A 15,279-nucleotide genomic window follows, 5' to 3' on the forward strand; every position below is an offset into this window, starting at 1 on the left:
ATGAAACGAATGTTTCACAACGCAAGGACCAGCATATTGATGAATCCAGCCAGCTGCCCACTGAACCAACGTATCACCGAGCGCTACCCCGAGCTCACCGGCAAAGCACGCCAGCTCGCCGACTATCTGCAGCTCAACTCCGACAAGATGCTGATCTTGTCGACCGCAGAGATCGCCGAGGCCTGCAAGGTATCCAAAACCAGTGTCAGCCGCTTTATTCGTCAACTGGGTTATCAAGATCACCAGCAGCTACGTCAAGAGCTGCGGGCCAGTCGCGAACGCGGCGAACCGGTGGCCGCCGAGCCCTCACAGGGCGACCATCTGCAGCAGGAGATCAGTAACCTTCAACAGTTGTGGCAACACATCGACCAAGCCCAGCTAGAGCAAGTGGTTGAGCGCCTGGCCAGTGCCAAACGGGTGAAGATCATCGGTTATCGCAACAGTTACCCTCTGGCACTGCATCTTCGCCAGCAGCTCAGCCAATGCCGTCAAGATGTTGAGCTACTGCCGCTACCGGGTCAAACCCTCGGTGAAGAGCTGGCCAACCTCAACCAGGACGATCTGGTGTTTCTGATTGGCATCCGCCGCCGCACCCATGGCTTTGCCGATCTGGTGGAGCACTTGCAAGGCCAAGCCTGTGTGCTTCTCACCGATCAGTCAGGTCAAAAGTATGCTAGACAGGTGAGCCATTTGCTGGTCTGCCCCATGGGCAACCATGGCGCGTTAGACAGCTATGCTGCTCCCATGAGCCTGCTGGCCAATATTGCCAATCAGGTTTACGACTGGCTGGGCAACCTGTCTAAGCAACAAAGCGGACAGATCAGCCGCCACTACCAACAGTTACAAGAACTCGAACAGTAGTTGCCACGCTGCCACTGCTGTTTCTTTGCGCGTATCAGTGGTTCATTTGTTTCTCACGATGAATACAGGAAACGTGTAAAACCCACGATACCAAGGATGAATTAAGGACGTATAAGATGGATATCTACACCGAAGCCACTAGCGAGCTCACCGAGCAAACCCGCAATCTAGGCGTAAACCTGGCCGATGAACGCATCGGTGCCAAGGCGCTTAGCTGCTCAGACGACTTCTTCGCCTCTGCCCAACGCATGCTCAACCACCTTCCTGCCCGCTTCTACCCAGAGCGTTATGACGATAACGGCAAGTGGATGGATGGCTGGGAGAGCCGCCGCCGCCGCGACAACGGCCACGACTGGTGCATCGTCGAGCTGGGCGTTGCGGGCATTATCAACGCCATTCAGGTGGATACCCACTTTTTTACCGGTAACTTCGCCCCGGCGGTTAAGGTACAAGGGGCCAATGGCGATCAGCCTCCCACAGCAGACAGCGACCAGTGGCAACCACTGCTGGCCACCCACAGCCTTAGCGGCAATAGCGAGCAGCTGTTTGAGGTGAGTAGCGAGCAACAGTTCCGCTTCCTTAAGGTCAGCATCTTCCCCGACGGCGGCATCTCTCGCCTGAAGGTATTCGGCAAGCCTTGCGTGTCGCACACCCCAGGTCAGCAAATCGACTTGATTGCCCTGCAAAACGGCGGGCAAGGCCTGGCCTATAACGACTCCCACTACGGTCACCCGAACAACCTGCTCAGCCCGGGCGATGCCGCCAACATGGGCGATGGTTGGGAGACCCGCCGCCGCCGCGAACCGGGCAACGACTGGTGCATTATCGCGCTAGGCCAAAAAGGCATCGCCGAGGCTATCGAGGTCTACACCACTCACTTCAAGGGCAACTTCCCACCCGAGGTGTCAATCCAAGCGGCGTGTTTAGAGCACAGCGATATCGATTTAGTGCCGCAAAGCCTGTACTGGCAGGAGCTGCTGCCCAAGCAAGCGCTCGCCGCCGACAGCCAGTTCCGCTTTGAAGAACTGGCATCACTGGGGCCAATCACTCATTTGAAGATCAACATCTACCCTGATGGCGGGCTGGCACGGGTGCGCCTGTGGGGTCAACCAGAGGCCTAATGCGATGAGTTCAGCCACTTCCCAAGGCGCACGTCGTCTTAAGGTTCGCCCCCTGACCCAGCAAGCGTTCGCGCCCTTTGGTCAGGTGATTGAAGCGCGCCCCGGCGAGAGCTTTGAGATCAATCAGGGCAGCACCGAGCGCTATCACAACCTAGCAGAGCTTGAGTTTAGCGGCAGCGCAGCCCGCCCTATCATCAATATCTTCCGCGGCCAAGCTTATCAAGACGCACTGCTAGCACTGATGGAGTATCACCCTTACGGCAGCCAGCTGTTTATGCCACTCAATCAGCGCCCCTACCTGGTGGTGGTGGCGCCCAAGGGCGAGCTAAACGAGGATGAAATCTGTGCGTTCTTGGCACAAGGCCACCAAGGTGTGAACTATGCGGCAGGCGTATGGCACCACCCCTTGCTAGCGCTGGAGCAAACCAGTGACTTTTTAGTGGTCGACCGAGCAGGCGATGAAGCAAACTGTGTGGAGCAAAGCCTTAGCCAGTTTATTCAGCTGGACTATTGATACCAATCCAGATTGGTATAAGCCTTGCGCACGATGACGAATAAGGTCCGCTGCAGTGCGGGCCTTATGATTTGAAACCACCTATTCCCAATCGTTGATGGAGAAGGCCGTTAGCAGCGCATTGATACGCTGCTGGATGGCAGCGATTAGCCCCTGCTGTAGGGCGCGGCTGAGTAGCTCCGCATCTCGTCGCTGGGCCTTAATCAGATAGGTATTGAGATACAAGATATCCAGCATACCCAGCTCCGCCACCCACTGTGGGTCAGATTGCTCGAGCTCGGCTGCATACGGCCAGCTCTCCCAATCAAAGCCGGGCGCCATATTGCGTCGCTCAACCAGATAGCTGTAATCGCGCAGCTGCGCCTCTTCATCTTGCTGTTGGGGGTTCTCAAGTAGCTCCGCCAGCTCACCATTGAAGCTCTCTAGCTGGTGCATACCGGGCAGCAGCACCAACTGCGCTGCTCGATGTGCAATCGACTCATCCCATGCCAGCGTATCTAGCCAGTGCGTGGGTAAGCCCTCCCGGCAATAATAGGCACCGGCGAGTTGGCCATACACTGCTGCAACTGTATCGGCATCATCGCCTAAGTTAGCCGCAAGCAGCGCCCCTTCTTCAAAGGTTGAGGTATTAATAAAACACCATAATGCGGCTTCTAGCGTATCCACCACAAAGCCGGTACTGGCGATATCTTCACGCTGCTTGTTGCGATAGCAGCCGTGGATCAGCTCCTGCACATCTAGGTGAAACTTGTCACTGATACGACGCCACTGCGGGTCGCGGTTGGCAAACAGCGAAGACTTATGCACATGGCCATCTGAGTTGAGGATGCGGTGCAGCAGATAGACCAAGTACTGACAGCACTGTACGCTGCGGATCTCGCCATGGGTGGTGCGGCTGACCTCTGCGGCTGCCTCCACCGCTTGCTCGGCGCTGGAGCTGGCATAACGCAGTGCCACCGGTGCAATACGCATTAGGCTGCCATTGCCTGCGGTATGGCGTTTGTCACTGCCAGCTAGCGGGTTGCCATTGGCACGATAGCGCTCCATCGCGCTGCGTGCGGTGTAGCCGATGTCGCTACATTCGCCGGTGCAGGAGTTTTCGCCCTGCTTATACCAGCGCCAGTAGCGCTCCATTTGATCGCTCAGGTGATTGATGCCACAGGCCAGATAGCTGTCGCTTAAACACAGCGACATAGCAGTATCGTCGGTCCATTCGCCGGCCTTCAGCTTATGCGGGCCTCCACCCACAATATCGGTCACCGGCGCTTTGCTGTCGCGGGCACAAAACTCCAAACTGGTGCCCAAGGCATCGCCTAAGGCTAGCCCTAGCATTGCTCCCTGCGCGCTCTCTTTGAGATAAGCCTCACTCATAAAGCGGCTTTCCTTTTTAGATCGTTATTAACCATAAGATTATCTGGGCATTGTACCTATCTAGCGCTAATACCCAAGTCAGGACGCTCATGCTTTAAGCTATCGAGCTGAAATCTCTGGAGATCTGCGAATGTCCTCGCAATTCTCTATACAATCAGTAACATCTACGCCATGCCCACCTGACACAGTGGTTATATCTTGATTAGCTTGTACGCTTTTAATCAACAGTGTCTCAACCCTTGCCTTATTTACAGTTGGCGATTAAAGTAGCGCCCGCCGAAATCGGCACACCCTACGCAGACCCGACATGCAATCCTGCCTCAACCCCATGGTCTGTGATATTGGTGTACACGCCTCCATGTTAAAACACACTCATTCTCTGTCTGGTTTTTTCAACGAATCAGCGGCTTTGCTGCGCCTGTCACTCCCAATCATCGTGACCCAACTCGCCACTCAAGGTATGAACTTTGTCGATACCAGTATGGCCGGGCAAGTTAGCGCCACCGACTTAGCCGCCATCGCCGTGGGCGCGAGCCTGTGGTACCCCATCAGCTTACTGCTGCGGGGGATCTTGATGGCGCTTACGCCACTCACCGCTCATCACCGCGGCAGCGGCCAACAGCAGCAGATCAACCACGAGCTCGGTCAAGGCCTGTGGCTGGCAATGGCAGGCTCACTGCTGGCGATCCTGTTCCTGCAGCAAAGTGAAGGGATCATGGCCTATATGCAGGTCGCGCCCGAGGTTGCACCCATCGCCACCCAATACCTGCAAGCGCTGGCCTTCGGCGTACCCGGCATAGCGCTGTTTTACAGTCTCAATAGTTTCTGCGAAGGCATGGGCAATACCCGCGCGCCAATGCTGTTCTCTTTGTTGGGATTAGCGGTCAACATTCCGGCGAACTACCTGTTGATTAACGGTAAGTTCGGCCTGCCCGCGCTAGGTGCAGCCGGTTGTGGCTGGGCAACCAGCATTGTTTACTGGCTGATGTCGCTGATGATGGGGCTGTACATTGCACGTCACCACGAGTATCGCCAGTTCCTCAGCCGCAGCGTGTTGCAGTTCAAAGCCAGTCAAGCTTGGGCGCAATTCAAACTGGGCCTGCCGATTGGTATGAATATCTTCATTTGCGGTAGCATCTTCGCCATTATCGCGCTGCTGATTGGCAAACTGGGTGCCAATAACATCGCCTCGCACCAGATTGCGTTGAACTTCTCCGGCTTGATGTACATGGTGCCGCTGAGCCTGTCATTTGGTATTACCATTCGTGTTGGCCATGCATTGGGCCAAGGTAATGCAGCGCTGGCCAAGCTGCGCAGTTACAGCGGCATCGCGCTCACCCTGGCGTTCTCGTGCATCTCCTCCGCCAGCATCGTGCTGTTTCGCGAACAGATTGCCCGCATCTATACCCAAGACCCGCTAGTGGCAGCCGGTGCGGCCAGCCTGATTATCTTTGCTGCCTGTTATCAGATAAGTGACGCCATCCAAACCGCCACTAACGGGGTGTTGCGCGGCTATAAAGATACCAAGCTGCCGATGTTTATCTCCGGTATGGCCTACTGGGGCTTGGCGCTACCTGTGGGCTACACTCTTGGCCTGACCGATAAGGTGGTGGACGCGATGGGCGCAGCTGGCTTTTGGGTTGGCATTATTGTCGGACTTACCGCCGCAGCCATCATGATGAGCCTGCGTCTGAGAACAATGCTAAGCAAGCAGCAGGCACAACCGCTGCAAGCAGAACTGAGCTTCGCCTAAACGCGCATCTTGAGTTTGCTCGGGTATAAAAGACATCCAGAAAAAAGCCCCCTGGCAAAGGGGGCTAAACACAGGGTAAAACAAGTGTTGACGAGCAACACCCAGATGGCTCGGATACCCGAACCCTCTGTTTTGCCAGCGAAAGCAAGAATCACTGGCAAATTCTTTAGTAAGCTAAAACGCTCACCGTCAATAGTGACAGTTGTAACACCGAACGCCCCATCAATATTGAGCAAGCTCAAAGCAGCGTGCTTTTTGCTACCCGCTATTGCCTGTTTTTCTGAGCGATCTCCCACTATCACTTTAGATATATAAAACGGTTTAAGCTGAACCGCCTTAGCGATTGCATTTCGCCGACTGTCCAAACTAATTGCCACTTATCACTCATACCTACCGTTTATCGCAAGCCCGGGTTTGTCGCGCGCCGAAGCGCTGCAATAGCCCTAACAACGAGGTGAGTGATGAAAACCCAACGATATCTGGCCCAACTGTATCTAACATTGTTTACAGCCCCATTACTGTGCCACGCCAACTTCGAACAGCAGTGGCACTGGCAAACCGAAGCTGGCTATCGCGCCGCTTCATCCAGCGACATGTTTGAGCAGCAAGATGCCGCCGTCGCACAAAGTGCATTGTGGTGGAACCCGAGTTATCGGGGCTGGGTTGGTCAGTTAAGCGCCCTTGGCTATGTTGACCATCGCGGCGAACAGGAACTCGACCTTAGCGTGAACGAGCTGTTTTGGATGGGCCAATGGGGCGAGCTGGACTGGCTGGTCGGCAAACACCGCAGCGATTATGGGGTGAGCTATGCCCATCGTCCGCTCGATATCTTCCTGCCCTTTCGGCAAAACCCGGTGGGTATTCAGATAGAGGAAGGGGTTGGCATTGTGGCGGGTAGCTACTTCACATCACAAGGCGAGCTTACGCTGCTGTACAGCGACTCTCATTTTCTCGACATTGAGGACAGGCTCAAGCAACGTGGTATCGGACTGCGCTATTATCAGCTTGATTTTACAAGCGAATGGCAAGGTATTCTATACTGGGATAACCACCGTAAACTCAACGCCGGTGGCTCTTGGGTGAGCACTTTCGGCGATAGCTGGGAGCTTCATTTGGAAGGTCGCTACCAGCAGCGCTATCAGCAGCCCGCCCTCAACAGTCGCGTTGGCGATGCCCAATGGCAGCAACCGCTAAGCTGGCACGAGCAAGACCACGGCTGGCAGATGTTAGTGGGCGGCTCCTATAGCAGCCATCTGATCGGCACGGTGATTATGGAATACTGGTACGATGGACGCGCACTTAGCGACCAGCAATGGCAGTCGGCGATTGCCACCACCGCATGGCTTCGCGCCCAGCCACACTATGGTAATCTGTGGCAAGCAGGCGGCGCGCTGTTTAGTATGGAAAACCTGCAGCAACATAACCTGATGTTGCACTGGCAAAAGCAACGACAACCCTGGACCAATCGGATAGATCTGATGTTTTCACCCCAAGACCAAGGACTGATCGCCACAGCAAGTAGCGAATACGAACTCAGCCAACGCTGGCTAGTACGCGCCAGCCTGCGCTATTTTGGTGGCGCATCGGATTCGCTGTATCAGCAGCTGCCCGAGAGCAGCATTGCCTTACTCAGCCTGGAGGGTCGATTTTGAGAAGCCCAGAGTGTTTTAACGATTATTTCCGCAGCCTTGCGCTGACCTTTACCTTCTCGATAGGGATCGCCTTTGTCACCCAAGCCATCTGGGAAGGCCCCTATTGGATGCACTATATGATTGCGCTCGGTTACAGCTTCCTCGGCTCTACCACCGGGGTAACCATGGCGCTGATATTGCCAAAACTCCCTCACTTAATGCAGCAATTTGTGTCGGTAATCATCACCGGCGTGCTGGGGACTTGGCACGCCAGTTACTGGGTCGGCCGAATGGGCGGACCAACTGATTTTGACTTCATGCTCAAGGTCTTAGGCGTCGCCATCCTGTTTGGCTTGGTGTTCTATGCCTACTTCCACCAGCGAGTACAGCGCCTCCATACCGAGAACACTATCAAGCAGCTTGAGCTGGAAAAGCTCAAGACCGAGCAGGCACTGACCCTGTCCCAGCTTAAAAACCTGCAGAGCCAGATTGAGCCGCATTTTCTATTTAACACCTTGGCCAACCTCAAGGCGCTGATCGCCATCGACCCCAAGCAAGCCGAAGTGCTGCTGGAGCGCTTTACCGATCTTATCCGCCTCACCCTCAAGCTCTCGCGCCAAGAGCAGGTGAGCTGGAAGGACGAGATAGCCTGCCTCGATGCCTATCTGGATATTCAGCAGATCCGCTTAGGTGGGCGACTGCGTTACAGCATCCACGTGGATCCAGAGTTAGATGTACACAGCCAGCTACCGCCAATGCTGCTACAGCCTTTGGTGGAGAACGCCGTCTGCCATGGGATTGAGCCCAAGCCCGAAGGTGGCGAAGTAACAATCAGCATCAGCCAACAGCCGGATAGCTGGAAGGTAGAGATCAGCGACAGCGGCGTAGGCCTTAACCATAGCCAGCAGCAAGGCAATGGCCTGGCGATTGGCAATATCAAGCAGCGTCTGCACAGCCTGTTTGGCGTGCACGCTCAACTGACCTTGTCACCCCGTGAACCCGGCACCCAAGCCACTCTGGAGCTACCATGCAAGCCATAATCGTCGACGACGAGCCGCTACTCCGTTTCCATTTAGACAAGATGCTCGGCGAGTGTTGGCCAGAGCTTGAGGTGGTCGATAAGGCCGGTGACGGCGACAGCGCGCTCAACAGTATTAGCCAGCTTAAGCCCGATGTGGTGTTTTTAGATATCCGCATGCCGGGCCTGAACGGCATAGAGCTGGCGGAAAAACTCAACCAGCTAGACACCACACCCGCGATTGTCTTCACCACCGCCTTTGATGAATACGCCATCCAGGCCTTTGAACACCAGGCCATCGACTACTTGCTCAAACCCATCGAAGAGCAGCGCCTGTTAAGTTGCTGCCAACGGGTAAAACGGCGGCTGCAGCGCACCGACGCGCCGGTCGATATCGACTATCAAGCCCTATCACAAGCGCTTAATCCACAAACCAGCAGCCTGCGCTGGATTAAGGCAGGCAAAGGCGAAGACGTTGAGCTGGTTGCCACAACAGAGGTGCTGGCCTTTGTGGCTGAAGACAAGTACACCACGGTGCATACCCAACGCGCCGATTACGTTATCCGCACGCCCCTTAAAGAGTTGGTGAAACAGCTCGACCCGGACCAGTTTTGGCAGATCCATCGCGCCACCCTCGTTCAGGTTGCCAAGATCCAGCGGGTAAAACGCAGCATGCTGGGCAAGCTCAGCGTCGAACTCGTCGATGGTAAAGAGTTTGCGGTCAGTCGCAGCGCCAATCACTTATTTAAGGCAATGTAGCGCAGGGTCGCTTTGTTCAGTGAACATTAAAGTTTTGTAAGCTAGGGTAAAGGCGCTTGCCGGGTTGAACACCCGGCTGCTATGCTTCACTCACTGTTATCAATCCTGTCAAAATCGCTTTTGGCAGAGATATTCTCTAGTTTATTGAACTAACTCAGGAGTTCACCATGAAAGCACCCATCGCCCTTTGCTTAAGTCTTGTTGTAGGAAGTGCCATGGCCAGTGAAAAAGCCGCCGATCATATGTTCCCTGAAACCCTTGACGAAAACTTGGTTAAACACAGCATCGAACTGCCAGTTCGCGATAACGAACAAGAGTTGTTGGTTGAATTAATCGCCAGCACCCAAGCCGAAGTAGACTGCAATCGCGCCAGCCTTGGCGGCCAGTTTGAGCAGCAAAACCTGCAAGGTTGGGGCTACAGCTACTACGTGTTTAACGGCAACGGCGCAGTTGCCACCACCCTGATGGCCTGCCCCGATGACAGCCGCCGCGTAGAGACCGTACGCAGCGCCCGTGGCGAGCTACGCCGCTACAACAGCAAGCTGCCATTGGTGGTTTACTTGCCAGAGAACATCGACTTTGATTATCGCGTTTGGGCGCCAGAATAAGCCCGCGCTTAATTGACAATGCCGCTATGACTTATAGCGGCATTACCAGCTTAAACTACCAATTAATTTGATATATCGTATCCATCGCGGTGGTCGTGTAGCTTAATGAACCACTGGTAACTCCTTTGTAGAATGTCCAGCTAGCAGAAAGCTCAGCCACAAAATCATCCTCACCACTTTTAACGTAAGTAACCTCCCCACTACAGTCTTTAGACTCGCGAGCGCGAAGTGTTGCATCATCACCAATAAGCACGGTGGATTCATTACCAAACTCATCTCGGATGTAAGTTGCCACTGATGTTTGCGAACCATCAATATAACTTGTGACCGTTAAGTTACTTCTGTCATTTGTCAGACCGGAAAGCGTCATAACCTTATTAAAGCCTGAACCAGCGTCTTCATACACCGTAGTGAAATAATTTCGGTCTGAACTAAAGTTAGTTCTGACCCGAAAGCTGCTGCCACCTTCGAACGCTTTTGGTAACTCCCAGTTACAATCGTGCTCTGCTTTTAAATCTTCAGTACATGTATAGATAGATGCGAAAGCAGACATGAAGTCTGTGCTGTGCGCGGCACCTAATGCTGATAGGGCCGCTATATGTATCATAGTGTTGGTCTCGGGTAACGGAGAGTCTCCCGCATCTGTGAACGCCTGTCCAAGACTATGAATAAACGACCACTCTTCAGCGCGAGCCACCGATACATTTGCTGCATAAGCGATATCTTCAACATCGTTATTAGGATTTACGCTACAAACCTCGATATCTCCTTCGGAAGGAACTTCTGGAACATCAGGCGAATCTGGACCTTCTGGCTCTTCTGGTACTTCTGGTACTTCCGGCACCTCTGGGGCTTCTGGCTGAAAACTATTCTCTTCACCACTACTTCCACTTTGACAGCCATAAATAGCAAGTAAAGCAAATACAATTGCACTAACCTTGTACATCAAAAACATCCTTATTTTTATGAATGGTCACTAATCCTCCCGCTAATTACACACCTGTCAATTATAGCTTTTAAACTATTACAATTAGATAATTATTTGACTCCCAATGATTAACATTGCTCGCGCTCACTGACAACAACAATCAACTCATTATCATTTCAACGTATGTATTTTTATTACTTTCTTCTTATTGTATGCTCGGCATTAATTACTTATATATGCTCTAGGTTATTTGATGAAGTGCACCCTGGTAGATGTCTTTGCCAACAAAACACTCACCGGCAACGGCCTAACCATCTTCTCCGATTGCGAGTCTCTAAGCAGCCAACAGATGCTGGCGCTGACTCGCGAGATGCGCCAATACGAATCTATCTTCCTGTTTGAATCGGCTCAGGGTCTCTCTGCGCGGATCTTCACCATGGATGAAGAGCTCGATTTTGCTGGCCACCCGCTGTTGGGTCTGGCGCACTTCCTTGGCGAGCGCTCAGGAGTGAGCAGCGAGCAGCGCTGGCAGGTAGCACTCAATACCCGCAAGGTAGAGCTGCGAAGCTGGACACAGCAAGAAGGCAGCTTTGCGGCCATGGACCAAGGCAGACCCAGCTTTGGCCACATCCTCGATAGCGCCCAAGCGCAATGGGTCTGCCAAGCAATAGGGTTAAGCTATGATGACCTCGCCCACGCCCCCGCTCAGGTTGTCTCAACCGGTCTGCCCTATCTGATTCTGCCGCTACGAATAGGTCTAGAGAGGGTAAGCTATCGCCAAGATATCTCCCAATGGCTGAGTAAGATTGGCGCCAAGTTCCTCTACGCCTTGGATGTTGAGCGTCTGGAAGGTCGCAGCTTTGATAACGCCGGTAAGAGTGAGGATATCGCCACCGGCAGCGCTGCAGGCCCAGCCGCGGCTTACCTGTGGCAGCACCAGTTAGTAGCGGGAGCGCAACTCAGCATCCAGCAAGGACGCTTTGTCCACCGCCCCAGTGAGATCAAAGTCAGCCTCGATTGCGAGGGCCGAGATATCGACAACGTGACGATCAGCGGGCAAGTGATCACCACCGCGAACGTCAACTTCGTCTAAGCGGGTAACTGTCCCACCCTCTAATGCAGCACTAAGTGCGGAGCTTCTCGCCTCGCACACTTAGCCCCGCTTGTCACAGCTAGCGATCCCTTTATCCTGTTCGATGACAGTTTGTCTGCCCAAACAACCAATCGTCGCATCCCCAAGCCAAGCCCCTCTCCCTTTTTAGGATTACAGCATCAACAACAGGGAGGACACACCATGAAAACCTTACAACTTGCCGGACTGTCACTTTTGATGAGTTTTGCTGTGAGCGCCGAGGTGAGCGACGAGCTACTCGGCCGTTACTACACCGCCGCCCAAGGCGACTACAGCGAACTGGATGCGGTTTACAAGGAGCTTAAACAAGCGCAAGAGCAAGACCCAGGTGATGCCTGGACGCTATTCCACTATGGCGCCGTCGAAGCACTGAAAGGCGATGATGCCTTTTTGCCTTGGAGCAAGATGCGCTTTACCGAGAACGGCCTAGCGCGCATGGATAAAGCGCTCAACATGCTCGATCAACAAAACTGGGAGCAGCACTTCCGCGGCCTGCCTCAAGCCCTGTACATGCAAGCCAGCGCAGCAGCCACTTTTACCTCGGTACCGGATTTCTTCAAGGTGAGCGAGCAAGGCTTGGCGCTGTTTACCGATGTCATCGACCACGCCGAGTTTAACGCAGCCCCCGCACAAGCCACCTCATGGGTGTACTGGCGAGCCATCAAGGCAGCGAAGCAGCATGACCGCGACGCCCAAGCAGAAGACTGGTACCAGAAGCTACAACAAAGCGGCGTCAACGATCAGTACAGCGCCAAAGCCGAAACCCTGATGCAGCAAGGCTAGGAGCCACTATGTTACAGCTAAGCAATATCAACAAAAGCTACCGGCTGGGCCAGCTTGAACAGCAAGCGCTGTTTGATGTTAGCCTGCAAGTGGTAGAAGCCGAGCTGGTGGGCCTATGCGGCCCGTCTGGCTCCGGTAAAAGCACCCTACTCAATATCTGTGGCTTACTGGATCAGCAGTTCGATGGCCAGGTTTATTTTTCCGGCGAACAAGTCACTGGCCCCCAGCAGGCCATGCGCCTGCGCCGCAGCCAGCTAGGCTTCGTGTTCCAGCGCTTTAACCTTGTGCCGGTGATGAGCGCCTTTGAGAACGTCGAGTACCCACTGCAGCTAAACCGTATCGCCACGCCCCAGCGCAAGCAACGGGTCAATGAGTTGCTCGAAGCGGTTGGTATGTTGGAGCACGCGGGCAAGCGCCCAGACCGTTTATCCGGCGGGCAACAGCAGCGTATCGCACTCGCCAGAGCGATGGTGTTAAAGCCACGTTTAGTGATTGCCGATGAACCCACCGCCAGCCTCGACAGCCAAACCGCCCACCAAGTGGTATCGCTGATGAAGCAGCTAAGTCACCAGCACGGCACCTCCATCGTGGTGGCCACCCATGACGACAGAATGAGCAGCCACTGCGATCGGATTATCCGCATGGAAGATGGCCGAGTAGTCTCGGATAAGGAGGCACTATGCGTCGCCTAACTCAAGCCTGGCTGAATGTTCAACGTAACCGCCGCCGCTCACTGATGTCGGTCAGCATTATCGCCATTGCTGTATTCGCCCTGCTCTCCGCCGGTGGCTTTGGCCTTTACACCTATCAATCTTTGGCCGAAGCTTCTGCCCGCGAAAGCGGCCATATCAGCGTCACCATGCCCGGTTACTTCGATAGCGAAGAGGACTACCCATTGCAAAACGGGATCGCCGATAGCAATGTACTTATCAAATCACTGCTCAGCCACCAGCAGGTCAAAGCCGTGCAGCCGCGCGTGGAATTCTCCGGCCTTGCCAGCAATGGCGAGAAGTCGGCAATCTTTATCGGCCAAGGGGTGCAGCCCAATGAGTTCCGCCAAAAAGGTCCGTTTCTCGATATCGTTGAAGGCAAGCTGCTAGACAGCTACAACCCCGACGAGGCGCCGCAAGTGGTATTGGGTAAAGATCTGGCGCGCAACCTGAAGATGCAAATCGGCGACTGGCTGACCTTGCTCTCCACCACCAGTGAAGGGGCGCTAAATGCCTACGATTTTGTGGTCAGTGGCATCGTCTCCACCGGCGTGCCGGAGATGGACAAGCGCTTGCTATACATCGACCTAAACGCCGCCCAAGCACTGCTCGACAGCCAGCGGGTCAGCGTCGTATCGATGTACTTCTACGACTATCAGGATGTCGGGCCAATGCTGCAGACCCTTTCTGCGCCAAGCGCACAGCAGACACCATCGCTCGAGTTCACCCCGTGGTGGGAGCGCGCGGTGTTCTACGATGCGGTGCGCAACCTGTACAACCGGATCTTCGGCGTAATGGGTGCAGTGATGGCATTAGTCGTGTTCGTCGCCCTGTTCAATACCCTGAGCATGTCGGTCACCGAGCGTACCCGCGAGATTGGCACTTTGGCCGCTATGGGCACCAGCCCAGCCGAGCAACTGCGTGGCTTTGTCTATGAGGCGCTAGTCATGGCCTTGATTGGCTGCGTGCTGGGCATCATTGCCAATGGCGCGCTATCAGCGGGCCTACTGGTAGCCGATATCCAGATGCCACCACCGCCAGGGCGCACCGATGGCTACCCGTTGCAGGTCTATTTCTCACCGATACTAGCACTGTGGGTTACCGTCAGCATCGCCGTTATCTGCGCCGGAGCATCCGCGATTGCCGCCCTGAAGGGTGTACGTAAACCGATTACCGAGGCACTTATCTATGTCTAATTTTTTCAAAACCCTCGCGCTGAGCCTCGCCTTAGTGAGCAGTGTCAGCATCGCCGATGAGCTACCGCAACAGGCCGATGAACTTCAGCAGCGGCTGGCCGAAGCGGATCACTACCGTATGCAAGAAGGCCATGCCAAAGTCACCACCGAAGTGGTGCAGTACGAATCTGAGCAGGAGAAAAAGCGCCACCTCTACAACGTCTACCTACGTCCGCAGCGCGAATCGCTGGTCGTGTTTAAAGCCGCCTCCGAGGCCGGTCAAAAACTGCTGATGCTTGGAGACAACTACTGGCTGCTGATGCCCAACTCGCGCCGCCCGCTGCGCATCACTCCGATGCAAAAGCTGTTGGGCGAAGCGTCGGTAGGCGATGTCTCCACCCTGACCTGGAGCGAGGACTACGACGGTGAGATTGGTGAGCTCAGTGATTGGCAGGGCTACTCCGCCCGCCACCTGATGCTGAACGCACAAACCAAGGGCGCGTCCTACCAGCGCATCGATCTTTGGGTGGATGAAGATACCAACTTCCCGCTCAAGGCCGATATGTACCTAAAATCAGGCAAGCTGGCAAAACGCGCCTACTTCGAGCCCGGTGAGCGTGATGGGCAAACAGTGGTCAGCACCATGACCTTGGAAGATGCGATTCAGCACAACAACACCACGGTAATCTACTACCAACAGGTGGAGGCACGGACCCTGCCCGACAAGTACTACAACCCCGCCTACCTTAGCCGTCAGGATGTAAGCGCGCTCTAAACGGCAATTGATTAACATGTAAATAAAAGTGGCCACAGCGGCCACTTTTTTTGTCGAGCCCACTTTCTTTAATCCTGCTTGCTAACTATTCCCTTGGTATCTCTGTAGTGGTCAAGTTAAATTGGCCACGGTTTTGTATT

The 15,279-nt window shown here is 54.4% G+C and carries 16 protein-coding genes; 13 read left to right on the plus strand and 3 right to left on the minus strand.

The window, feature by feature from the left end:
* Positions 1–39: 39 nt before the first annotated feature.
* From G462_RS0113075 to G462_RS0113085, 3 genes are all read left to right on the plus strand, one after another.
* Positions 40–861: a MurR/RpiR family transcriptional regulator gene (locus G462_RS0113075; protein WP_026959387.1), complete on the plus strand. Its 822-nt coding sequence runs from the start codon at positions 40–42 to the stop codon at positions 859–861.
* A gap of 116 nt (positions 862–977) precedes the next feature.
* On the plus strand, positions 978–1,982 hold the full coding sequence (alc, locus tag G462_RS0113080) for an allantoicase (protein WP_051326739.1): 1,005 nt from the start codon (positions 978–980) through the stop codon (positions 1,980–1,982).
* 4 nt (positions 1,983–1,986) lie between these two features.
* A complete protein-coding gene (locus G462_RS0113085; protein ID WP_026959389.1) occupies positions 1,987–2,496 on the plus strand; it encodes an ureidoglycolate lyase in 510 nt (169 codons plus the stop codon).
* 81 nt (positions 2,497–2,577) lie between these two features.
* Here the strand turns inward: G462_RS0113085 and G462_RS22795 are convergent, their stop codons facing one another.
* On the minus strand, positions 2,578–3,867 hold the full coding sequence (locus tag G462_RS22795) for an ADP-ribosylglycohydrolase family protein (protein ID WP_084405065.1): 1,290 nt from the start codon (positions 3,865–3,867) through the stop codon (positions 2,578–2,580).
* 307 nt (positions 3,868–4,174) lie between these two features.
* Here G462_RS22795 and G462_RS0113095 point away from each other — a divergent pair, with 307 nt between their 5' ends.
* Complete coding sequence (locus tag G462_RS0113095; protein ID WP_211234224.1) at positions 4,175–5,620, plus strand: MATE family efflux transporter; 1,446 nt, start codon at positions 4,175–4,177, stop codon at positions 5,618–5,620.
* Here the strand turns inward: G462_RS0113095 and G462_RS0113100 are convergent.
* Positions 5,617–5,997: a hypothetical protein gene (locus G462_RS0113100; protein ID WP_026959391.1), complete on the minus strand. Its 381-nt coding sequence runs from the start codon at positions 5,995–5,997 to the stop codon at positions 5,617–5,619. The genes G462_RS0113095 and G462_RS0113100 overlap by 4 nt on opposite strands.
* Before the next feature lie 84 nt (positions 5,998–6,081).
* Here G462_RS0113100 and G462_RS0113105 point away from each other — a divergent pair, with 84 nt between their 5' ends.
* From G462_RS0113105 to G462_RS0113120, 4 genes are all read left to right on the plus strand, one after another.
* Positions 6,082–7,272, plus strand: a complete 1,191-nt coding sequence (locus tag G462_RS0113105) for a hypothetical protein (protein ID WP_026959392.1) — start codon at positions 6,082–6,084, stop codon at positions 7,270–7,272.
* The gene (locus G462_RS22800) at positions 7,269–8,291 is read left to right on the plus strand and encodes a sensor histidine kinase (protein ID WP_035477697.1); all 1,023 of its coding nucleotides are present in this window, start codon (positions 7,269–7,271) and stop codon (positions 8,289–8,291) included. The genes G462_RS0113105 and G462_RS22800 overlap by 4 nt, the downstream gene beginning before the upstream one ends.
* Positions 8,279–9,028 carry a LytR/AlgR family response regulator transcription factor gene (locus tag G462_RS0113115; protein WP_026959393.1) on the plus strand — a complete coding sequence of 250 codons (750 nt, stop codon included), beginning with the start codon at positions 8,279–8,281 and terminating at the stop codon, positions 9,026–9,028. Before G462_RS22800 ends, G462_RS0113115 begins: the two co-directional genes overlap by 13 nt.
* 167 nt (positions 9,029–9,195) lie before the next feature.
* Positions 9,196–9,636: an ecotin family protein gene (locus G462_RS0113120; RefSeq protein ID WP_026959394.1), complete on the plus strand. Its 441-nt coding sequence runs from the start codon at positions 9,196–9,198 to the stop codon at positions 9,634–9,636.
* A gap of 55 nt (positions 9,637–9,691) precedes the next feature.
* Here the strand turns inward: G462_RS0113120 and G462_RS0113125 are convergent, their stop codons facing one another.
* Positions 9,692–10,582, minus strand: coding sequence for a hypothetical protein (locus G462_RS0113125; RefSeq protein ID WP_157378620.1), 891 nt, complete (start codon positions 10,580–10,582; stop codon positions 9,692–9,694).
* 235 nt (positions 10,583–10,817) lie between these two features.
* Between G462_RS0113125 and G462_RS0113135 the strand changes: the two genes are divergently transcribed.
* From G462_RS0113135 to G462_RS0113155, 5 genes are all read left to right on the plus strand, one after another.
* On the plus strand, positions 10,818–11,657 hold the full coding sequence (locus G462_RS0113135; RefSeq protein ID WP_026959397.1) for a PhzF family phenazine biosynthesis protein: 840 nt from the start codon (positions 10,818–10,820) through the stop codon (positions 11,655–11,657).
* Between the two features lie 201 nt (positions 11,658–11,858).
* Positions 11,859–12,479 (plus strand): hypothetical protein, encoded by a 621-nt coding sequence (locus G462_RS0113140; RefSeq protein ID WP_026959398.1) that lies wholly within the window; start codon positions 11,859–11,861, stop codon positions 12,477–12,479.
* 8 nt (positions 12,480–12,487) lie between these two features.
* The gene (locus G462_RS0113145; protein WP_026959399.1) at positions 12,488–13,171 is read left to right on the plus strand and encodes an ABC transporter ATP-binding protein; all 684 of its coding nucleotides are present in this window, start codon (positions 12,488–12,490) and stop codon (positions 13,169–13,171) included.
* The gene (locus tag G462_RS0113150) at positions 13,159–14,385 is read left to right on the plus strand and encodes an ABC transporter permease (protein WP_026959400.1); all 1,227 of its coding nucleotides are present in this window, start codon (positions 13,159–13,161) and stop codon (positions 14,383–14,385) included. The genes G462_RS0113145 and G462_RS0113150 overlap by 13 nt, the downstream gene beginning before the upstream one ends.
* On the plus strand, positions 14,378–15,139 hold the full coding sequence (locus G462_RS0113155) for an outer membrane lipoprotein-sorting protein (protein WP_026959401.1): 762 nt from the start codon (positions 14,378–14,380) through the stop codon (positions 15,137–15,139). The genes G462_RS0113150 and G462_RS0113155 overlap by 8 nt, the downstream gene beginning before the upstream one ends.
* The last annotated feature ends 140 nt before the right edge of the window (positions 15,140–15,279 follow it).

The sequence above is a fragment of the Aliagarivorans taiwanensis DSM 22990 genome, assembly GCF_000429505.1.
Classification (GTDB): domain Bacteria; phylum Pseudomonadota; class Gammaproteobacteria; order Enterobacterales; family Celerinatantimonadaceae; genus Aliagarivorans; species Aliagarivorans taiwanensis.

Excerpts from the sequence above, each read along its gene's own strand:
- G462_RS0113135 (WP_026959397.1), top strand. The coding sequence starts at position 10,818 with ATGAAGTGCACCCTGGTAGATGTCTTTGCCAACAAAACACTCACCGGC.
- G462_RS0113150 (WP_026959400.1), top strand. The coding sequence starts at position 13,159 with ATGCGTCGCCTAACTCAAGCCTGGCTGAATGTTCAACGTAACCGCCGC.
- alc (WP_051326739.1), top strand. The coding sequence starts at position 978 with ATGGATATCTACACCGAAGCCACTAGCGAGCTCACCGAGCAAACCCGC.
- G462_RS0113125 (WP_157378620.1), bottom strand. The coding sequence starts at position 10,582 with ATGTACAAGGTTAGTGCAATTGTATTTGCTTTACTTGCTATTTATGGC.
- G462_RS0113145 (WP_026959399.1), top strand. The coding sequence starts at position 12,488 with ATGTTACAGCTAAGCAATATCAACAAAAGCTACCGGCTGGGCCAGCTT.
- G462_RS22795 (WP_084405065.1), bottom strand. The coding sequence starts at position 3,867 with ATGAGTGAGGCTTATCTCAAAGAGAGCGCGCAGGGAGCAATGCTAGGG.
- G462_RS0113085 (WP_026959389.1), top strand. The coding sequence starts at position 1,987 with ATGAGTTCAGCCACTTCCCAAGGCGCACGTCGTCTTAAGGTTCGCCCC.
- G462_RS0113120 (WP_026959394.1), top strand. The coding sequence starts at position 9,196 with ATGAAAGCACCCATCGCCCTTTGCTTAAGTCTTGTTGTAGGAAGTGCC.
- G462_RS0113105 (WP_026959392.1), top strand. The coding sequence starts at position 6,082 with ATGAAAACCCAACGATATCTGGCCCAACTGTATCTAACATTGTTTACA.
- G462_RS0113095 (WP_211234224.1), top strand. The coding sequence starts at position 4,175 with ATGCAATCCTGCCTCAACCCCATGGTCTGTGATATTGGTGTACACGCC.
- G462_RS0113155 (WP_026959401.1), top strand. The coding sequence starts at position 14,378 with ATGTCTAATTTTTTCAAAACCCTCGCGCTGAGCCTCGCCTTAGTGAGC.
- G462_RS0113075 (WP_026959387.1), top strand. The coding sequence starts at position 40 with ATGAATCCAGCCAGCTGCCCACTGAACCAACGTATCACCGAGCGCTAC.
- G462_RS0113140 (WP_026959398.1), top strand. The coding sequence starts at position 11,859 with ATGAAAACCTTACAACTTGCCGGACTGTCACTTTTGATGAGTTTTGCT.
- G462_RS0113115 (WP_026959393.1), top strand. The coding sequence starts at position 8,279 with ATGCAAGCCATAATCGTCGACGACGAGCCGCTACTCCGTTTCCATTTA.